This is a genomic window from Streptomyces sp. ISL-12 (assembly GCF_018614415.1).
Classification (GTDB): Bacteria; Actinomycetota; Actinomycetes; order Streptomycetales; family Streptomycetaceae; genus Streptomyces.
In genome coordinates this window covers 1-15,754 of sequence record NZ_JAGGOO010000086.1, presented here as the reverse complement: position 1 = coordinate 15,754, position 15,754 = coordinate 1, and the positions used below count along the sequence as shown (strand labels likewise).

15 protein-coding genes and 3 pseudogenes are annotated in these 15,754 nt (G+C 70.8%); 9 read left to right on the top strand and 9 right to left on the bottom strand.

The window, feature by feature from the left end:
- Window positions 1-436 precede the first annotated feature (436 nt).
- The 7 genes and pseudogenes from J7I94_RS23860 to J7I94_RS38530 all read right to left on the bottom strand — a co-directional run bounded on the left by J7I94_RS23860 (window position 437) and on the right by J7I94_RS38530 (window position 6,149).
- Window positions 437-1,717: a site-specific integrase gene (locus J7I94_RS23860; protein WP_215169841.1), complete on the bottom strand. Its 1,281-nt coding sequence runs from the start codon at window positions 1,715-1,717 to the stop codon at window positions 437-439.
- Entirely contained in the window at window positions 1,717-1,941 is a 225-nt protein-coding gene (locus J7I94_RS23855) for a helix-turn-helix domain-containing protein (protein WP_215169839.1), read from the bottom strand. Before J7I94_RS23855 ends, J7I94_RS23860 begins: the two co-directional genes overlap by 1 nt.
- Window positions 1,941-3,370 (bottom strand): annotated as a pseudogene (locus tag J7I94_RS23850) (replication initiator). Before J7I94_RS23850 ends, J7I94_RS23855 begins: the two are co-directional and overlap by 1 nt.
- Before the next feature lie 151 nt (window positions 3,371-3,521).
- Window positions 3,522-4,289 (bottom strand): DUF2637 domain-containing protein, encoded by a 768-nt coding sequence (locus J7I94_RS23845; RefSeq protein WP_215169837.1) that lies wholly within the window; start codon window positions 4,287-4,289, stop codon window positions 3,522-3,524.
- 39 nt (window positions 4,290-4,328) lie between these two features.
- Complete coding sequence (locus tag J7I94_RS23840) at window positions 4,329-5,744, bottom strand: FtsK/SpoIIIE domain-containing protein (RefSeq protein ID WP_215169835.1); 1,416 nt, start codon at window positions 5,742-5,744, stop codon at window positions 4,329-4,331.
- Window position 5,745: 1 nt separating this feature from the next.
- Window positions 5,746-5,937, bottom strand: a complete 192-nt coding sequence (locus tag J7I94_RS23835) for a hypothetical protein (RefSeq protein WP_215169833.1) — start codon at window positions 5,935-5,937, stop codon at window positions 5,746-5,748.
- Complete coding sequence (locus tag J7I94_RS38530) at window positions 5,934-6,149, bottom strand: hypothetical protein (protein ID WP_251075624.1); 216 nt, start codon at window positions 6,147-6,149, stop codon at window positions 5,934-5,936. Before J7I94_RS38530 ends, J7I94_RS23835 begins: the two co-directional genes overlap by 4 nt.
- Before the next feature lie 309 nt (window positions 6,150-6,458).
- On the opposite strand from J7I94_RS38530, the gene J7I94_RS23825 reads away from it, so the two are divergent.
- From J7I94_RS23825 to J7I94_RS23800, 6 genes are all read left to right on the top strand, one after another.
- The gene (locus J7I94_RS23825; RefSeq protein WP_215169831.1) at window positions 6,459-7,325 is read left to right on the top strand and encodes a GntR family transcriptional regulator; all 867 of its coding nucleotides are present in this window, start codon (window positions 6,459-6,461) and stop codon (window positions 7,323-7,325) included.
- 608 nt (window positions 7,326-7,933) lie between these two features.
- Entirely contained in the window at window positions 7,934-9,181 is a 1,248-nt protein-coding gene (locus J7I94_RS23820; protein ID WP_215169829.1) for a helix-turn-helix domain-containing protein, read from the top strand.
- 125 nt (window positions 9,182-9,306) lie between these two features.
- Window positions 9,307-9,678: a hypothetical protein gene (locus tag J7I94_RS23815; protein WP_308114671.1), complete on the top strand. Its 372-nt coding sequence runs from the start codon at window positions 9,307-9,309 to the stop codon at window positions 9,676-9,678.
- Complete coding sequence (locus tag J7I94_RS23810) at window positions 9,671-9,937, top strand: hypothetical protein (RefSeq protein WP_215169827.1); 267 nt, start codon at window positions 9,671-9,673, stop codon at window positions 9,935-9,937. Before J7I94_RS23815 ends, J7I94_RS23810 begins: the two co-directional genes overlap by 8 nt.
- Window positions 9,938-10,250: 313 nt before the next feature.
- Window positions 10,251-10,412, top strand: coding sequence for a hypothetical protein (locus J7I94_RS23805; protein ID WP_215169825.1), 162 nt, complete (start codon window positions 10,251-10,253; stop codon window positions 10,410-10,412).
- Window positions 10,409-10,696, top strand: coding sequence for a hypothetical protein (locus J7I94_RS23800; protein WP_215169823.1), 288 nt, complete (start codon window positions 10,409-10,411; stop codon window positions 10,694-10,696). Before J7I94_RS23805 ends, J7I94_RS23800 begins: the two co-directional genes overlap by 4 nt.
- A gap of 206 nt (window positions 10,697-10,902) precedes the next feature.
- On the opposite strand, the pseudogene J7I94_RS23795 reads toward J7I94_RS23800, so the two are convergent.
- Window positions 10,903-11,220: pseudogene (locus tag J7I94_RS23795) on the bottom strand (tyrosine-type recombinase/integrase); the annotation flags it as partial.
- 674 nt (window positions 11,221-11,894) lie between these two features.
- Here J7I94_RS23795 and rsgA point away from each other — a divergent pair.
- From rsgA to J7I94_RS23780, 3 genes and pseudogenes are all read left to right on the top strand, one after another.
- Window positions 11,895-13,001, top strand: coding sequence for a ribosome small subunit-dependent GTPase A (rsgA, locus tag J7I94_RS23790; RefSeq protein ID WP_251075623.1), 1,107 nt, complete (start codon window positions 11,895-11,897; stop codon window positions 12,999-13,001).
- A 69-nt stretch (window positions 13,002-13,070) separates the two neighbouring features.
- The gene (locus tag J7I94_RS23785) at window positions 13,071-14,456 is read left to right on the top strand and encodes an AlkA N-terminal domain-containing protein (RefSeq protein ID WP_308114670.1); all 1,386 of its coding nucleotides are present in this window, start codon (window positions 13,071-13,073) and stop codon (window positions 14,454-14,456) included.
- A gap of 8 nt (window positions 14,457-14,464) precedes the next feature.
- A pseudogene (locus J7I94_RS23780) lies at window positions 14,465-15,020 on the top strand (methylated-DNA--[protein]-cysteine S-methyltransferase).
- Here the strand turns inward: J7I94_RS23780 and J7I94_RS23775 are convergent.
- Window positions 14,983-15,465, bottom strand: coding sequence for a DUF456 domain-containing protein (locus J7I94_RS23775; protein ID WP_251075622.1), 483 nt, complete (start codon window positions 15,463-15,465; stop codon window positions 14,983-14,985). The pseudogene J7I94_RS23780 and the gene J7I94_RS23775 sit on opposite strands and share 38 nt — an antisense overlap.
- Window positions 15,466-15,754: the final 289 nt, after the last annotated feature.

Genomic DNA, 15,754 nt, shown 5'->3' with positions numbered 1-15,754 from the left:
TGGGATCGGATACTTGCCAGGCTCTGACCAGTCTGCTTGGCTGGGAATCATCGCTGGATGGCCTGATCGACGCCGCTAACCGATGCGATCGACACGAGGGGCCGTCTGTACGCTTGGATCGTGATGCGGTAAGAGAGGTTCTGCAGCGATGCACCTCCGGAGAACTAGACGTTCTTCAATTGCCGCGATGGGCTGGGGCGATTCACATGTTGGAGCGTGTCGAGATCGACGAAGTGGACGTTGAGATTCTGACTCAATTCCTCTTCGAGGTGTCGAGTCCTGAACTATTCGAGCCGATCACCGTTGACGTATGTCAGCGATGGATCAGTCGAATGGGACATTCATAGCGCTCTGCTTACACAAAAGCCTGGAGGCTCGGACGGAGGAGATTCCGACCGGGCCTCCAGGGCGTTTGACGGCAACGGTGACGGCAACGTCAGCGGACGACGGCTGCGGTGGGCGGGTCGTCCGGGTCGTCGGTTGTGCCGAGGATGCTGCCGAGGGTATCGATGGCCTGGCGTTGGAGGCGGAGTCGGACGTGGGCGTAGACGCCGGCGGTGACGCCGATGTGGGCGTGGCCGAGGAGTTCCTTGATGACGACGAGGTCGACGCCTTGTTCCAGGAGCAGGGTGGCAGTCGAGTGTCGGAGGTCGTGGAACCGGATCGTCCGGAGCCGTGCGCTGTGAAGGAGGCGGCGGAAGCGGCGGGTGAGGTTGGTGGGGTCGAGCGGCCTGCCCTTCGGGGTGGTGAAGACGAGCCCGTTGCCCATCCAGCCCGTTCCGGCCGCCTGACGCTCTTCTTGCTGCCTTTCCTGGTGGATCTTGAGGGAGCTGAGGCATTCGGTAGGGAGGGCGATGCGCCGCTCGGAGGCCAGGGTCTTGGTGTTCAGGACGGTCAGGCCCTGGCTGCGGGTGCGCTGGAGGGAGCGGTGGATGGTGGCGGTGCCGCCGTCGAGGTCGAGGTCTTCCCAGTGGAGGCCGAGGAGTTCGCCCTTGCGGAGTCCGGTGCGCAGGGCGAGTTCGTACAGGGCGTGAAGCCGGTCGCCGTTGGCCGCTTGAAGGAGTTGCCGGGCTTCGGCGGCGGTGAGGGGCTGGAAGCGTCTCGGCCGGGGCGCGGTTGTCTTGACGTTCCGGGCGACGTTGCGCGGCAGCTCGTCCTCGCGGACGGCGTGTTCCAGGGCGGACTTGAGGACCGCGTGAACGTACGTCACGGTCAGTGGCGACAACCGTCTATCACAGCACTGGCCGGTGGCGCAGCAGCGCCGCCGCTTCGCGTCCCATTTCTGAGCGCAGCACTGGCAGGTCACGCGGAGCCCGTCGAGGAAGGTGCGGACGTCGCGGGTGGTGAGCCGGGCGAGCTTCTTGGCGCCGAGGCCGGGGCTGAGGTGGAGGCGGATGGCGGCGGCGCAGCGGGTGTGGGTGTTCTCCCGCAAGTGGTGGACGGCGACACCGTCCAGCCAGTAAGCGAGATAGGCGCTCACGGTGCTGTCGGCCGCTGCGACGGGGAGGCCGCGGTTGCTGGCGGCGATCTTCTCGGTGAGCTTGGTCATCGCGTCCTTGCGGGTGGTGCCGTAGACGCGGACGCGCTTGCGGGTGTTGCCGGGGGCGAGGACGTATCCGGCGGCTTCCCACCGTCCGTCCTTGCGCTGGTAGACGGTTCCGTCGCCGTTCGCACGGGTGCGGGAGCGGCGGGAAGAGGCGGGGCGGGGCGTGGTCATCAGGCGGCGTCCTGTTCGAGGCGGGTGCGGATGAAGTCGGTGAGGGCGCGGGTGGGGATGCGGCGGGCGCGGCCGAGGGTGATCGAGGCGAGTTGGCCGGAGCGGAGCAGGTCGTAGACGGCGGAGCGGCCGAGTTGGAGGCGGGCCATGACTTGGGGCACCGTCAGCAGGTCCAGCGCTGGCTCTGTCTCCGGGTGGAGGACGGTGGGCGGTGGCGAGGTCATCAGCAGCCCCCTTCGGCGATGAACCGGCGTTCCAGCTCCCCGCGATGCCAGACGGCGGCAGCCAGGAGCGCGGCGCCGGGGCTATAGCCCGAGCCGAGGTAGGTCCAGTGGCCGACGACGAGGGTGGTGTCCGGGTCGCGCTCGGGCAGACCGGCGTGGGAGCGGGCCTGTTCGGTGCGCCAGGCGCGGCGGGCGTCGCGCAGCGCGCCGAGGGTGGTGGAGTAGCGGCGGGATTTGGTGGAGAAGCGGCCGCGGAAGCCGAGCATGTGTGCCCACTTCCAGAGCTTGAGCTCGGCGAATTCCGGCAGCTTGCCCAGCTCCCAGCAGGTGCGGATCATCTGCCGTACGTGGCGGGCGACCGCGAGGCGGGGCAGGGGCCGGGCCTGTCCGGTGCCGTCGCACGCGGTGCAGGGGAGCGGGGTTCCGTGGGGCAGGAGGGTGGCTCCGCGTCCCTGGCAGGGGCGGCAGAACAGGGCGCGGTCGAGGGTGCCGGAGGCGTCGGCGGACTTGGTGGCGTACTTGGCGACGTAGACGGCGACCGCCTGGTCGGTGAGTTCGGTTTCGGTGTCGAAGGCGGCGATCTCGCGTACGTCGAGCTGCTGGCCCCAGGTGAGTTCGCGTTCACCGATCGCGTCCGAGGCGACGGAGATGCGGGCGCGCGGTGCGGCGGCGCGGATGGCGTCGGTGAGCACGGCGACGGTGGCGTACGAGGGCGGGGACTGGGTGCTGCCGTCTGGGCCGTCGAGGCGGATGACGGCGTGGAAGTGGACCAGGCCACGCTTCTGGTACTCGGCAACCTTGCGAAGGACACCCGCAGAACCGCGCGGGCGGCCTTCTGGGTCATGCCGAGCCGGACGGCGAGCTCGCGGCGCAGGTAGGTGGTGAAGCGGGCCCACAAGGCTCCGGCGTGGGCGTTGAAGAGGACTGCACCCGCGTAGTCGTACGTCGCCGGATTGAGCGGTGTGCCGAGCAGTGGGTCCGTGGGCTCGTGGCGGATTCCGCAGCGGCAGGGCCGGGCGTCGGGGCGGTTGTGGACGGGGCCGAAGGAGGGGGCGGTGAGGGTGGCGAAGACGCGGGGGTGGGTGCGGACGGTGTCGGGGACGTTCTTGCCGCCGGAGAGGCCGGCGCGGATGAGGTGGTAGGTGTCAGCGGCGTAGAGGCGGGAGCAGGCCGGGCAGCGGGAGGCGCGGCGATTGCCGCATGTGGTCAGCAGGCTGCCGGTGGGCTCGTCGGAGGCGGAGTAGGTGCGCAGAATCTCACCGGTCGTGGTGTCGACGGTGGTGCTCTGGCCGGTCAGGCGGACGGGTTCGGTGCATCCTCCGAGGCGTTCGATCTGCTGCTGGGCGCGGTCGAAGTCGGGCTGGTTGACGAGGTGGAGCAGGTCCCGCACGGCGGGGCTTGCCAGGTGGCGCAGGTCCAGGGTGACCATTCGGGGCGTGTCCCTTCTGTCGGGTGGGTGCCCCCGAGCAGCAACCAACCAGGCGAGGAGGCGTGTTGGTGCTGCTCGGGGCATGACGAACCAGGCCCATGGGGTGGGCGTGGATTTCGGGGAGAGGCGATCCGGCCGGTGGCCGGGTGGCTCAGAGCTGAGCGAGGGCGGCGGTGGCCACCGGCAGGGCGATGCCCATGCGGGTAGCGAGCTGGGCGGCGGTGACCGGTGTTCCGTGCTCGGCGTGGTGGGTGTCCGCGATGCGCCGGGCCGCACTCAGCAGTGCGGCGGGCAGGGCCGGGCGAGGGCCGGTGGCAGGGGCCTTGGCGACGGCCGGGGCGGAGCCGGGCGCCTCCATCACGGCGGGTGCTTCGGCCAGGGTCGGCGCAGGTGTCGCGGTGGGGACCGGTTCAGGGGCCGGGGCCGGGGGCGCGGTCTCGGGAGCGGGCGCGGTAGTGGGCACCGGCTCGGCGATGGGCGCGGGGGCTGGGGTGGTTGTGGTGGCGTCCTCCAGGTGTGCGGCCGTGTGGAAGTGGGCGAGGAAGGTGGGGCCGACGTGGCCCCAGCCCAGGAGCAGGAGCGGAGCGACAGTGTCCAGGCAGGCCCGGCCGTAGCGTCCGGTCAGCAGCGGCTCGGCAGTGTTCAGCGCGAGGGTGAGCAGCCCGCACAAGTGGAGCAGCCGGGTGCCGGCCTTCAGCTCCGTCTTGGGGACGCCGCGCAGGGCGAGGAAGCGCAGGGCGACCAGGAGTCCGACGACGGACAGGTCCACCATGGGGGCGATCAGCGGGGCGATGGGGCGGGGTACGCCGAGCCGCAGGGCGAGCGCCCAGACGTTGCCGAAGGAGAAGACGAAGGCCAGGGCCGCGATGACCGCCATCACCATGGTCACGGTGCGCCGGGTGAACCGTTCCTCCGCCATGCGCGGGGCCTCCTCTCGGGGGCGTGGGATCGGGGGCGTTCAGGGCTTGGCCAGGGGGACGGCCGGACCGTCCGGCCCGTCGTCGCCGGGGTTCGTGTGGCCGGTGGTGTCGAGGAGGGCGTCCAGGCACAGGGCGGGGTCGGCGGTCAGGTGGGAGGTGGCTTCCGCGATGCGGGCGGCGTCGGCGTCGGAGACGTACGGGGTGCGGATGCGGGTGAAGCCGGGGCGGCCCTGCATCGCCATCACCGCGACCCCGACGTAGGTGGGGTCCAGCAACGTCACCGGGCTGGCATCGGGCCAGTTGCGGATGTCGTCGCCCAGCGCGGCCACCGCGGCTTCCACGGTCTTCTGCGCGAACGACAGCCCGACCGGGCACACATCGCGGATGAACGTCGGGATGGCATCCCCGGTGGTCTTCTGGCTGATCAGGATGGTCAGGATCCCGACGCTGCGGCCCTTCTTGACCAGGTCCTCCACCAGCCGGGCGTTCTCCGCCGTGAGCGTGGCCAAACGTTTCGTCTCGGCGTCGCTGCCCTTGTACTCGCGGAAGAACGTGTGCGCCTCGTCGATGAGGACCACGGTGAGCGGCCACAGCCGGGAGGGGCCGACGTGCCACATGTTCTTCACGCCCAGCACGTCCCGGATCACCGAAGATCGCCGACGGCGCAGCGCCACCAGGCGCTTGAACAGTGTGTTGGCCTCGTCCAGGTCGTCACCGCAGAACGCGAACATCCGCTTGACCAGGTCCGCGTAGTCGCCTTCCTCGGCCCGCGACACCTTCCCGTCGAAGCCCACGAACTGCACGGCCGCCGACGGCGCGAGGTCACAGACGAACTTGTTCACCGCCGAGGTCTTGCCCGCACCCGGGGTGCCGGCCACGGTCACCCCCGGCACATTCGCCAAGGACACGCACACCGGCGCCGCATACTCGTCCACCCCCAACTCCCACCGCGACACCTCCTCCAGCGGGCGGCCGGTGGGATGGTGCTCGGTCGGTGTGGTCAACGGGTCAGAGCGCACGCCCCGGATCACCACCCGACCGGGCCCGTCCGGCAGGACGGACACCCGCGTGCACCGCCAGGCGTCGGCCAGGAACCGCGCCGCCTTCTGGTACTCCTCCAGACCCACCTGCGGCAGCGTCCTGGCCCGCACGATCACCCCGAACCGGTCCGGCTTCACCTTGATCCTCGGAGTTAGCACCCGAGGCGCGGGCGCGGCTCCGTCCTTCTGCGCGGTGATCTGCGCCAGCAGGCCCGGCGTCTTGTCGGTGACCGTCAGCCCGCCCATCCGCGCGAGGCGCACCCAGCCCCAGCGCACCCGAACGGCCTGCCACATGCTGGCCTTCGTGCCCTTATCAGCGCGTGCGTAGCGCACCACGACCAGCAGCAGTGTCACGTTGACCAGCACAGCCGCAATCAGCAGCGCATCCGGTCCGTAATCCGTCACGGCTTCCATGTCAGTCCCCCTCGGTCTCGGATATCAGGCGGAGGACGTCGGCCAGGTCCAGCCCGGTCGCGTCCGCCGGGGTCAGGCCGAGCAGGGCGAGCACCGCGCCGGAGGCGGAGAACGTCGCCTTGCCCTCAGTGCCCGGCAGGGGCCGCAGCACATGCAGCTCCCGCTGCGGCCCCTGGTTGTCGATGCCGGTCACTTGGCCGCCTCCGCCGTGACCAGCTCCAGGCGGGCGGCGCGGTAGGCGAGGCCGTCGGAGAGCTGACCGTTGAAGATCCGCGCCCACGGGGTGGCGAACAGGTCCACCGGCCGCACCATCACGCCCGGCTTCAGCCCGGCCGCCAGGCCCGACTCCGGAACCGTGATCTTCAGGACCTCGGCCCGGCCGTCCTCCATGAGCATCACGGTCACGGTGTACAGCGACGCGCCGGTCTCCCGGTCGGTGGCGACCTCCCCGGTCTGGCTGGTCCTTGATCTTCAGCACCGGCTCGGTGCCCGCGATGCACACCGCCGACGGCAGCAGAGCAACACGGATTCGAGACATGGCCATGTCATCACATCCTCATCGTTCGAGATGGAGCCGCTTGATCGACTCGACACGACCGTAGCCGCACGCCCGCTACACCTGCTACACGCGATTCGTATCGATACACCTGTGCGTCTCGGACGCAGGGGTGGCCGGGTATGCCGTGGGTGCCGGTCCGCCGCTACCCTCGTGTCATGACGCTGCCCCTGGACCAGGACCCCCGGCCGCCGTACGTGCAGGCCGCCGACGTCCTACGCGCCGCCATCCGTGACGGCGAGCTGCGTCCGGGCGAGCGACTGCCCTCCGCACGCGAGCTGCAACGGCGCTTCGGAATCGCGAGTTCGACGGTCCAGAACGCCCTGCGCCTGCTTAAAGAGGAGGGGCTGATCTACTCCGTCCTGGGGCGGGGCAGCTACGTGCGCGCCCACGACGGCGAGCCCGAGCCAGAAGAGGAAGAGGCCGCCGCCAGCGAGTCTGACCCCGCGTACGTCGGACTCGGTGACCTTCGGCGGGGATGGCAGGTGGCACCCACCGACGACCCCCGCCCCCCGTACGTGCAGACCGCGGACGCACTCCGCAAGCAGATCCAGGACGGCCGGCTCGCACCAGGTGCCAAGCTCCCCTCCGCCCGCGAGCTGCAAGAACAGTTCGGCATCGCCAACTCCACCGCGCAGAACGCCCTGCGGCTACTCAAGGACGAGGGGCTGATCTACTCGGTCCAGGGCCGGGGCGTGTTCGTCCGCCAGCTCAGCCCGCACGACCAGTTCCTCAAGCGCTACCACGAGATGCTTGACAAGTCTGCGGCCCAGCGCCGCGCGGACGAAGAGGCCGTACGCCTCAGCGGCAAGACCGACAATGAAGTCGCCGTCGAACTGGAGGCCGCCGAGGAACGCTTCACGAAGGCCAGCGTCGAATTCGAAGCCGCCACAGCCCACCGCGACGCGATGCGAGCCGTCATGGAGCAACGCAAGCGCCTCAGCGGCGACTACACCCCCGAGGAGAAGGCCGCCAAGGCCCAGCTCCTGCGCGACAGACTTACCGAAGGCCGACGCCGACGCTGACCCCGGACCACGCCACGGCGTGGCAGCAGGGGGGTTGACTTCCGGAGAGCTGTTCAGAGTTTCTTTACTTGATAGAGTTTCTTTACTTGATCAAGGCGACCCGCTGACGCGGGCCGCGCGCGCTCCGGCCCTGCGGGGCCGCCGCCCGCTCCTGTCTCCGCCCCGCTGGCGACGGCCCCGCCGGTCCGGGCGCGCAACAGCCCGTGCAGCGAAGCCTTCTGGGGCTCTGCCCCAGACCCCGTCCCTCTCTCCGAGGGGCAACGGGGCCGGATGTCGGGTGCGGCTTCGTCGTGGTGTGTGGTCGGTGGCGCGGGTGGGGTCCCTCGCCGTCCGGTCACCGGAGGCGTACCAGGAACCCCCGGGGGCCGCCAAGGCCGAGCGCACGCGTCACGATGTGAGCCTTGGCGGCGCCCGGGGAACCCTGGTCCGGCGAAGCTGCCCGACCGACGAGGGACCCCTCCCGCTCAGGCCGGCTCTGCCGGAGGCCGGGCCTCGCGCTGCCAGACACGTCACGTGAGGTGGGCGATCGTTCCCTGGCGGGTATCTGCCGGATAGCCACCGGTTGACGCGCCCGTCCGGCGTACCGTGGCGCTGGAGGTGTGAACGGAATGACTACGGAACTGGCCGACAACGTCCGCAAGTACCGGCGTCGCGCCGGGATGAGCCAGGAGGACTTGGCCCACGCCGCAGGCGTGTCACCAGGTACGGTGCGCAAGGTGGAACAGGGCGGAACGGTCCGCATGGAGACGCTGCACACCCTCGCCCGCGCACTGGGAGTGACCACCGCCGCGCTGATGGCGTCGGACGCACCGGAACCCATAGGGCGGGCCGAGGAGCCGAACCGGCTCAACCTCATCCAGCTTCGCGCCGTCCTCACCCCAGCAGTCGGGCTCGTGGACCAGGCCGCCGAAGTCGCAGGCGAGGAACCGAACCTCCGCACCTTCAGCCGTACGGTACGAGACGCGCGGGAGCTGTACTTCTCCGACAGCTACAAGAGCGTCGCCGCCCAGCTTCCCGGCCTGCTACGCGATGCCTCCCTGGCCGTGGCCTACTACGACAACGGCGACGAGCACCAGCAGGCCCTGCTTGCCCGGGCCGAGGCGCTGCGTCTGGCCGGCACGTACCTCACGCAGGTGAGGCAGTACGACATCGCGTACGCGGCCCTGAGTGTCGCCATCGCGGACGCCAAGCAGAGCGGAGACATGCTCGCGGCAGGCTCCGGCGTCGGCGGCATGTGCTGGCTGCTGGTGCGGCAGGGCCGGCTGGACGAGGCGGAGCGGATCGCCGCCGAGAGCATGGATGCGGTCGAGCCGAAGATCACCGGGGCCGAGCCGGACCACTACGCGGTGTGGGGCGGGCTTGCCATGGAGGCCGCAGCCGCAGCCGCGCGGAACAACCGCCCGGACGAAGCCAAGGAGTACCGCAAGGCGGCCCGGGTGGCGGCAACCGCCGTCGGCACCGCGCACCGCAACCTCTCTCGCCACTGGTCCGTCTTCGGGCCCGTCACCGCCGCCCTGAAGGCACTCGAAGACTCCATGGTCATCGGGGACGCCCGTGCGGTCGTACGCAAGGCGGACGAGGAAGAGGCACTGTCGCCCAGGGCGTGGAAGCGCCTGGGCAGGCCCAGTACGAACGACGGCAACCGCTTCACCCTCGACGTCGCACGAGCCCACACCCGCACCGGAGACCTGTCGGCAGCGATGGACGAACTGACCCGGGTCCGAGACGCCGCCCCCGAGTGGCTCAGGCACCAGAACTCGGCCGCCGAGACCATGCAGGAGATCCTGGGCAAGCGGAAGCGCACCCTGACGACGGAGATGCGGGACATGGCCGCCTACCTCGACGTTGTCGGATAGCCACCACGCAGCGTGGTAGTTCGCCGACCCGGTGTCGCAAACCGCTGTGCGGCTGAGATGGAGTGACGGACAGTCAGGCGTCTACGGTCACCGTGTCCCTATCAGCGACCCGCCGGGGGTGCACGGTGAACAGGCCCAGGAGCGACGCGGACCGCATGCGGCGCAGGGAACTGCACGACGCGGCAGCGGGGCTGGCCGGCCCCCGCTTACTTCCCTGGACCACCCCAGACGGGAACCCCTGCTACCTGAGCACCGACGGCAGGGGCTACCTGTCTACACTCGCCGACAGCATCGAAGCCGTCCAACTCGGCATGGGCGAGGAACTGCTGGAACACGCCCGCGAAGTCCTGGCCCCCGGCGCACGAGCCCTGTCGGCCACCGAGTACCGCTGGCTCGCCACCCGACTGGCCGAAGCCCTTACCGACGCGCTCAGGGTTGCCGAGTCACGCGGACAGCGCATCCCGGACCCGCAGGAAGAGGCGGCCGAGCATGCCTGACACCGGCACGCCGGCCCGGAAGCGCTACCGCTTCCGCGAATACCACGTGACCGCCGTCGTGGACCCCATGACCCTGCCCACCTTCGAGGCCATCTGCGTCACCGGAGAAGACCACGACTGCGGCGCCACCTCCGGCGAAGTGCACACCGAGGGCGAACTGACCCGCTGGATCGCCGAACACTGCGCCCAGACCGGCCACGACTTCTACCACCGCACCACCCGCGCCACCCTCCACGCCGAACCCGGCGCATGGCAGTGAACGCCCTGCCGTCGGCACCCTTGACGGCAGTAGCGACGGCAATAACCACGGATTTCCACGCACACCCACGGACTCCAGCGGAACGCAAAACCAGCGCTGACCTGCGAAGAAGCAGGTAAGGGGTGCCGCGTAGCACACGTACTATGTGTTGGCGGGCGAGACACCGGTGCTCGTTCACAACAGCAACTGCCCGACAACCCCGGTTGGTGGGAGGGGTACGAACTTCCGCAATCTTTCGCCAAATGAGCCGGCAACAATCGCAGGTCGCGATTACACCGGACATGCGATTGACCGGATGTAGGAGCGCGGCCTCATGCCGTCTGTGGTGGAAAACATCATTCGTGTCGGCGAAAAGATGCCAGGTAAGCGGGCCGGGACGACGGCGTACTATGAGGCGGAGAATAATGTGACGGTGATTACGGATGCTGCAACTGGACGGGTTGTCACCGTTAGTTCCGGAAGGATCAAGCAGTGATTGAGGGTTCTGATGCGCAGCAGTGGTTGCGCGAAGACGCACGTCAGTCGATCCGGAAGTACCGCTCCGGAGACATCTCGCTCCGGAGTCTGATCGACGATCTCGACTCGGTTTCGTCAAATCTCGCGACATCTCCATTGAGCGAGGAAATTCGCTCACAATGGTGGGTTCTTGAGGAGATCTATGCTGTTGCTCTTGATCGGGGTGATCTGCATGAATTGCCTCGCGAGGACGCGCTGGCTATCCAGGAAGCCCTCGATGTGTTGGAGCGACTGTTCGGGTAGACGTGCTGCCGCGATTGGAGGTATCACGACCGGCGCCTTCTCGTGAGCCGGTCACACCTTCTGACTGCGACCCCTCTGATTCGCTTGAGCGAATCAGAGGGGTCGCTGGCTGTCCGGAATCTGGCATTACGTCTCCACCTGACGGCAGTAGTTGACGGCAACGGCGGCGAACACCAGGGATGTTCGCCGCCGTTGCCGCGTGTGTGTCAGGGACGGTCGAGAGCGTTGCCTAGGGCGGTCATGGCTTCGCGTTGGAGGCGGAGTCGGACGTGGGTGTAGACGCCGGCGGTGACGCCGATGTTGGCGTGGCCGAGGAGTTCCTTGATGACGACGAGATCGACGCCTTGCTCCAGGAGCAGGGTGGCGGTCGAGTGCCGGAGGTCGTGGAAGCAAATCGTCCGGAGCTCTGCGCTGTGAAGGAGGCGGCGGAAACGGCGGGTGAGGTTGGTGGGATCGAGTGGCCTGCCGTTCCGAGGGGGGAGAGAGACGAGACCGTTGCCCATCCAGCCCGTTCCGGCCGCCTGAGGGCGATGGACTAGCTCCGCGACCCTCGCCAGTGTCCACCGCTGGTCCTCGCACCACCCATGCGCCGCTGGGCCGGCCTCCAGCTCGCCCTGCAGTCGCTCCGCCCGGGCATCGCTGAGCTGACAGGGAAAGCCGCCGGGACCCTTGGAGGCCAGGGCTGCTCTGTCGCCGCCCCGCCAGACCGCGTGTCAGGCGTACGCCGACTGCGACACCCGTAACCTGCGAGCCGCCTCCGGTGACCGCACCCCCTGCCCGAACATCCCCCCGGCCTCGAAACGCACTTCCTCACGCTTCGCCCGCCCCGCAGCGGTCAAGCCACCGCCATCCGCCTACCTCATGACGAGGATGCAGCACCACCAACGCCCGCTGTCACTCCACCCTCTCAACCTCAGCGTCCGCGCGCCTTGTGACTTCGTCACGCCGAGGGGCTGCGTTGGTATATCGCTGGTGCCTCCCCAGAAGGGCGGCTAAGGTCGTCTTCGTTACGGTGGCTGCTGTGCCACCGCCGTTCGGCGTATTGATCCGGGAGGTGTCGACCGATGGCTGTCGTTGCGACGGGCGTTGCCCGCAACCGGAAGTCCGTCAAGTCCACCTCCGTGGCCGCCGGCTGATCCCACTCCTTTCCCGCGCTCGTGGGCGCGGTGCCGGGGCCACCCTTGTGAAGGGTCACCCCTTGTCTTTCTCCTTTTCCCTCGGTTCGTCCTCGCATCCACTCGCTCCCTACGGCTGGGACGCGGGCTGGGAGGCCGAGTTCGCCCCGTACGCGGACCGGGGTCTCGTTCCCGGCCGCGTCGTCCGGGTCGACCGCGGTCTCTGTGACGTCGTCACGCCGGCCGGCCCGGTCCGTGCCGACACCGAGTTCGTCGTTCCCCGTGACCCGATGAAGGTCGTGTGCACGGGGGACTGGGCTGCCGTCGACCCCGACGGCAGCGTCCCGCTGTACGTGCGGACCCTGCTGCCCCGCCGCACCGCCTTCGTCCGCTCCACCTCCTCCAAGCGGTCCGAGGGCCAGATCCTCGCGGCCAACGTCGACCACGCCGTCGTCGCCGTGTCGCTCGCCGCCGAGCTGGACCTCGCCCGCGTCGAACGGTTCCTGGCGCTGGCCTGGGAGTCCGGCGCGCAGCCCGTCGTCGTGCTCACCAAGGCCGACCTCGTGCCCGACCCGGTGACGCTGGCGCACCTCGTGCGGGACGTCGAGACCAGCGCGCCCGGCGTGCCGGTGCTGCCGATCAGCGCCGCGCTGGGGGAGGGGCTGGACGTCCTCGGTGCCGTCGTCTCCGGGGGCACCGCCGTGCTGCTCGGGCAGTCCGGCGCGGGCAAGTCCACCCTCGCCAACGCGCTGCTCGGCGACGACGTCATGGACGTACAGGCGACCCGTGACGTCGACGGCAAGGGGCGGCACACCACCACCACCCGCAATCTGCTCGTCCTGCCCGGCGGGGGCGTGCTGATCGACACGCCCGGGCTGCGCGGGGTCGGGCTGTGGGACGCCGGGCACGGCGTCGGGCAGGTGTTCGCCGAGATCGCGGAGCTGGCCGAGGAGTGCCGGTTCCACGACTGCGCGCACGAGAGCGAGCCCGGGTGCGCGGTGCTGGCCGCCGTCGACAGCGGTGAGCTGCCCGAACGGCGGCTGGAGAGCTACCGCAAACTGCTGCGGGAGAACCAGCGGATCGTCGCCAAGACCGACGCCCGGGTCCGGGCCGAGCTGCGGAAGGAGTGGAAGCGGCGGGGCGCCCAGGGACGGGCGGCCATGGAGGCCAAGCAGGGGCGGCTGCGCTAGCCGGCGCAGCCGGACGCGGTGTCCGATTTCCGCCAGCCCGAGGGGGCGGGGTGGCGGAGACTGGACGGTGTGGAAGGTGACGACGACAGCAGGTACGAGACCGTGCGGAGCCGGGACGGACGGTTCGACGGGGTGTTCTTCTTCGCCGTCGAGACGACCGGTGTGTACTGCCGGCCGAGCTGCCCGGCCCGTACGCCGCACCGCCGCAACACGCGGTTCTTCGCGACGGCCGCCGCCGCGCAGGGCGCCGGGTTCCGGGCCTGCCGGCGGTGCCGGCCGGACGCCGTGCCGGGCTCGGCGGAGTGGGACGTGCGCGCCGACGTCGTGGGCCGGGCCGTGCGGCTGATCGGGGACGGCGTCGTGGACCGGGAGGGGGTGGGCGGGCTGGCCGCCCGGCTCGGGTACAGCGCCCGGCAGGTGCAGCGGCAGCTCACCGCCGAACTGGGCGCCGGGCCGGTCGCCCTGGCCCGCGCCCAGCGGGCGCACACCGCGCGTGTGCTGCTCCAGACCACCGGCCTGCCGGTCACCGAGATCGCCTTCGCCGCGGGTTTCAGCAGCGTGCGGCAGTTCAACGACACCATCAGGAGCGTGTACGCCGACACCCCGAGCGGGCTGCGCGCCGCCGCCCCGGCCAGGGACCGGGCGGCCCCCGGCGGCGGCATACCGCTGCGGCTCGCCCACCGCGGGCCCTACCCGGCCGGGCCCGTCTTCGACCTGCTCCAGCGGGAGGCCCTGGCGGGAGTGGAGGAGGTGAGCGGGCCGCCGGGCCGCCGCGTCTACCGGCGCACGCTCCGGCTGCCCTACGGCACCGGCGTCGTCGCCGTCGACGAGTGGACGGGCCGGCCGAGCCGTTCCGGACAGGGCTCCGGCGGCTGGCTCGACGCGCGGCTGCTCCTCACCGACCCGCGCGACCTGACCACCGCCGTACGGCGGCTGCGGCGGCTGTTCGACCTGGACGCCGACCCGTACGCCGTCGACGAACGGCTCCGCGCCGACCCCCGCCTCGCCCCGCTGGTCGCCGCCCGCCCCGGGCTGCGCTCGCCGGGCACCGCCGACCCGGAGGAACTGGCGGTACGGCTGCTGACCGGCCGGGCCGGCGCCGAACGGCTCGTCGCGCGGTACGGCAAGCGGCTCGACGCGCCCTGCGGCGCCCTCACCCACCTCTTCCCCGAACCGGCGGCGATCGCCGGGGCCGAGCCGCACGGCACCCTCGGCGCGCTCACCGCCGCCCTCGCCGACGGCGCCGTACGCCTCGACCCGGGCGCCGACCGGGACGAGGCCGAGGCCGCCCTGCTCGCCCTGCCCGGCATGGACCCGGCGACCGTCACCGCCGTCCGCACCCGCGCCCTCGGCGACCCGGACGCGGCCCCGCCCGGCGCCGACGTCCCCGACACCTGGCGCCCCTGGCGCTCGTACGCCCTGAACCACCTGCGCGCAGCGGGGGAGTTGGAGTGATCATGCACATGGACATGCCTGCCTACTGGACCGAGGTCGCGAGCCCCGTCGGGCCGCTGCTGCTCACCGCCGCCGCGGACGGGGCGCTGACCTCGCTGTCCGTGCCCGGGCAGAAGGGCGGGCGGACCGTCCGGGACGGCGACCACTGGCGGGCCGACCCCGGGCCCTTCCGGGAGGCAGTAGCGCAGCTCGGCGCCTACTTCGCCGGGGAGCTGACCGCGTTCCGGCTGCCGCTGCGCGCCGAGGGCACCGCCTTCCGGACGAAGGTGTGGGACGCCCTCGACGCCGTGCCCTACGGCACCACCACGACGTACGGCGCGATCGCCGCCCGCGTCGGCGCCTCCCGCGCCGCCGTGCGGGCCGTGGGCGGCGCGATCGGCGCCAACCCGCTGCTGATCCTGCGCCCCTGCCACCGGGTGATCGGCGCCGACGGCTCGCTGACCGGGTACGCGGGCGGACTGGAGCGCAAGACGCGGCTGCTGGCCCTGGAGGGGGTCCTGGAAGGGGAAGGGGTCCTGGGCGCGGGTCAGCCGGCGAACACCGCGCCCAGCCACGCCCCGGTGATCAGCAGGCAGGCGAACAGTTCCGTCAGCACGCTCCAGCCGCCCGAGCCCATCGCCGACCGCACGGCCGCGACCGCCTCGCCGTGACGGCCAAGGCGGAGCCGTTCGGCCAGGTAGATGCCGCCGAGGAAACCGGGGACGGCGCCCACCACGGGAAGCAGGACGAAACCGAGGAGGGCGCCGCCGCCCGCGTACACCGTCAGCCGGCCCTCGGCGTCCCCGGCCCGGCGCCGCCGCGCCGGCAGCGCCCAGCGCACCGCCAGGGACAGCAGCAGCACGGCCGTGGCGCCGACCAGGACCGCCCAGGCCAGCGGCCGCGGGTCCTTCAGCGCCCACCACAGGACGGCCGCCCACACCAGCAAGGACCCGGGCACACCGGGCAGCAGGACGCCGCACAGCCCGAGCAGGACGACCAGGCCCACCAGCAGGAGGTCCACCACTCCCATCTGACTAGGGTGCGCCCGACAGCGGCCGTCCGCGAAACGACAGCTAGGGCCTGTCGTTTGGATCACGCCGCAGACGCGGGGTCTGGCACGCGCATCTGCGGCGTTGTCGTCACTCGCCGACTCCCCCACGCTCGGCTGCGCTCGCGCGGGGGGGCCCCCATCGCGTCGACTCCCTCCTCCGCCTTGCAGCCGCACGCACCAGACCCCGCTCACCGGCATGGACAAGTCCCGCCGATGTCCCGCGTCCTGATCCAAACGACAGGCCCTAGCCGACTCCTCCGGGCTCACC

Bases quoted from the DNA above. Each gene is read 5' to 3' on its own strand.
- J7I94_RS23855 (WP_215169839.1), bottom strand. From the start codon at position 1,941: ATGACCTCGCCACCGCCCACCGTCCTCCACCCGGAGACAGAGCCAGCG.
- J7I94_RS23810 (WP_215169827.1), top strand. From the start codon at position 9,671: ATGCCTGACACCGGCACGCCGGCCCGGAAGCGCTACCGCTTCCGCGAA.
- J7I94_RS23775 (WP_251075622.1), bottom strand. From the start codon at position 15,465: ATGGGAGTGGTGGACCTCCTGCTGGTGGGCCTGGTCGTCCTGCTCGGG.
- J7I94_RS23825 (WP_215169831.1), top strand. From the start codon at position 6,459: ATGACGCTGCCCCTGGACCAGGACCCCCGGCCGCCGTACGTGCAGGCC.
- J7I94_RS23860 (WP_215169841.1), bottom strand. From the start codon at position 1,717: ATGACCACGCCCCGCCCCGCCTCTTCCCGCCGCTCCCGCACCCGTGCG.
- J7I94_RS23805 (WP_215169825.1), top strand. From the start codon at position 10,251: ATGCCGTCTGTGGTGGAAAACATCATTCGTGTCGGCGAAAAGATGCCA.
- J7I94_RS23845 (WP_215169837.1), bottom strand. From the start codon at position 4,289: ATGGCGGAGGAACGGTTCACCCGGCGCACCGTGACCATGGTGATGGCG.
- J7I94_RS23840 (WP_215169835.1), bottom strand. From the start codon at position 5,744: ATGGAAGCCGTGACGGATTACGGACCGGATGCGCTGCTGATTGCGGCT.
- J7I94_RS23820 (WP_215169829.1), top strand. From the start codon at position 7,934: ATGACTACGGAACTGGCCGACAACGTCCGCAAGTACCGGCGTCGCGCC.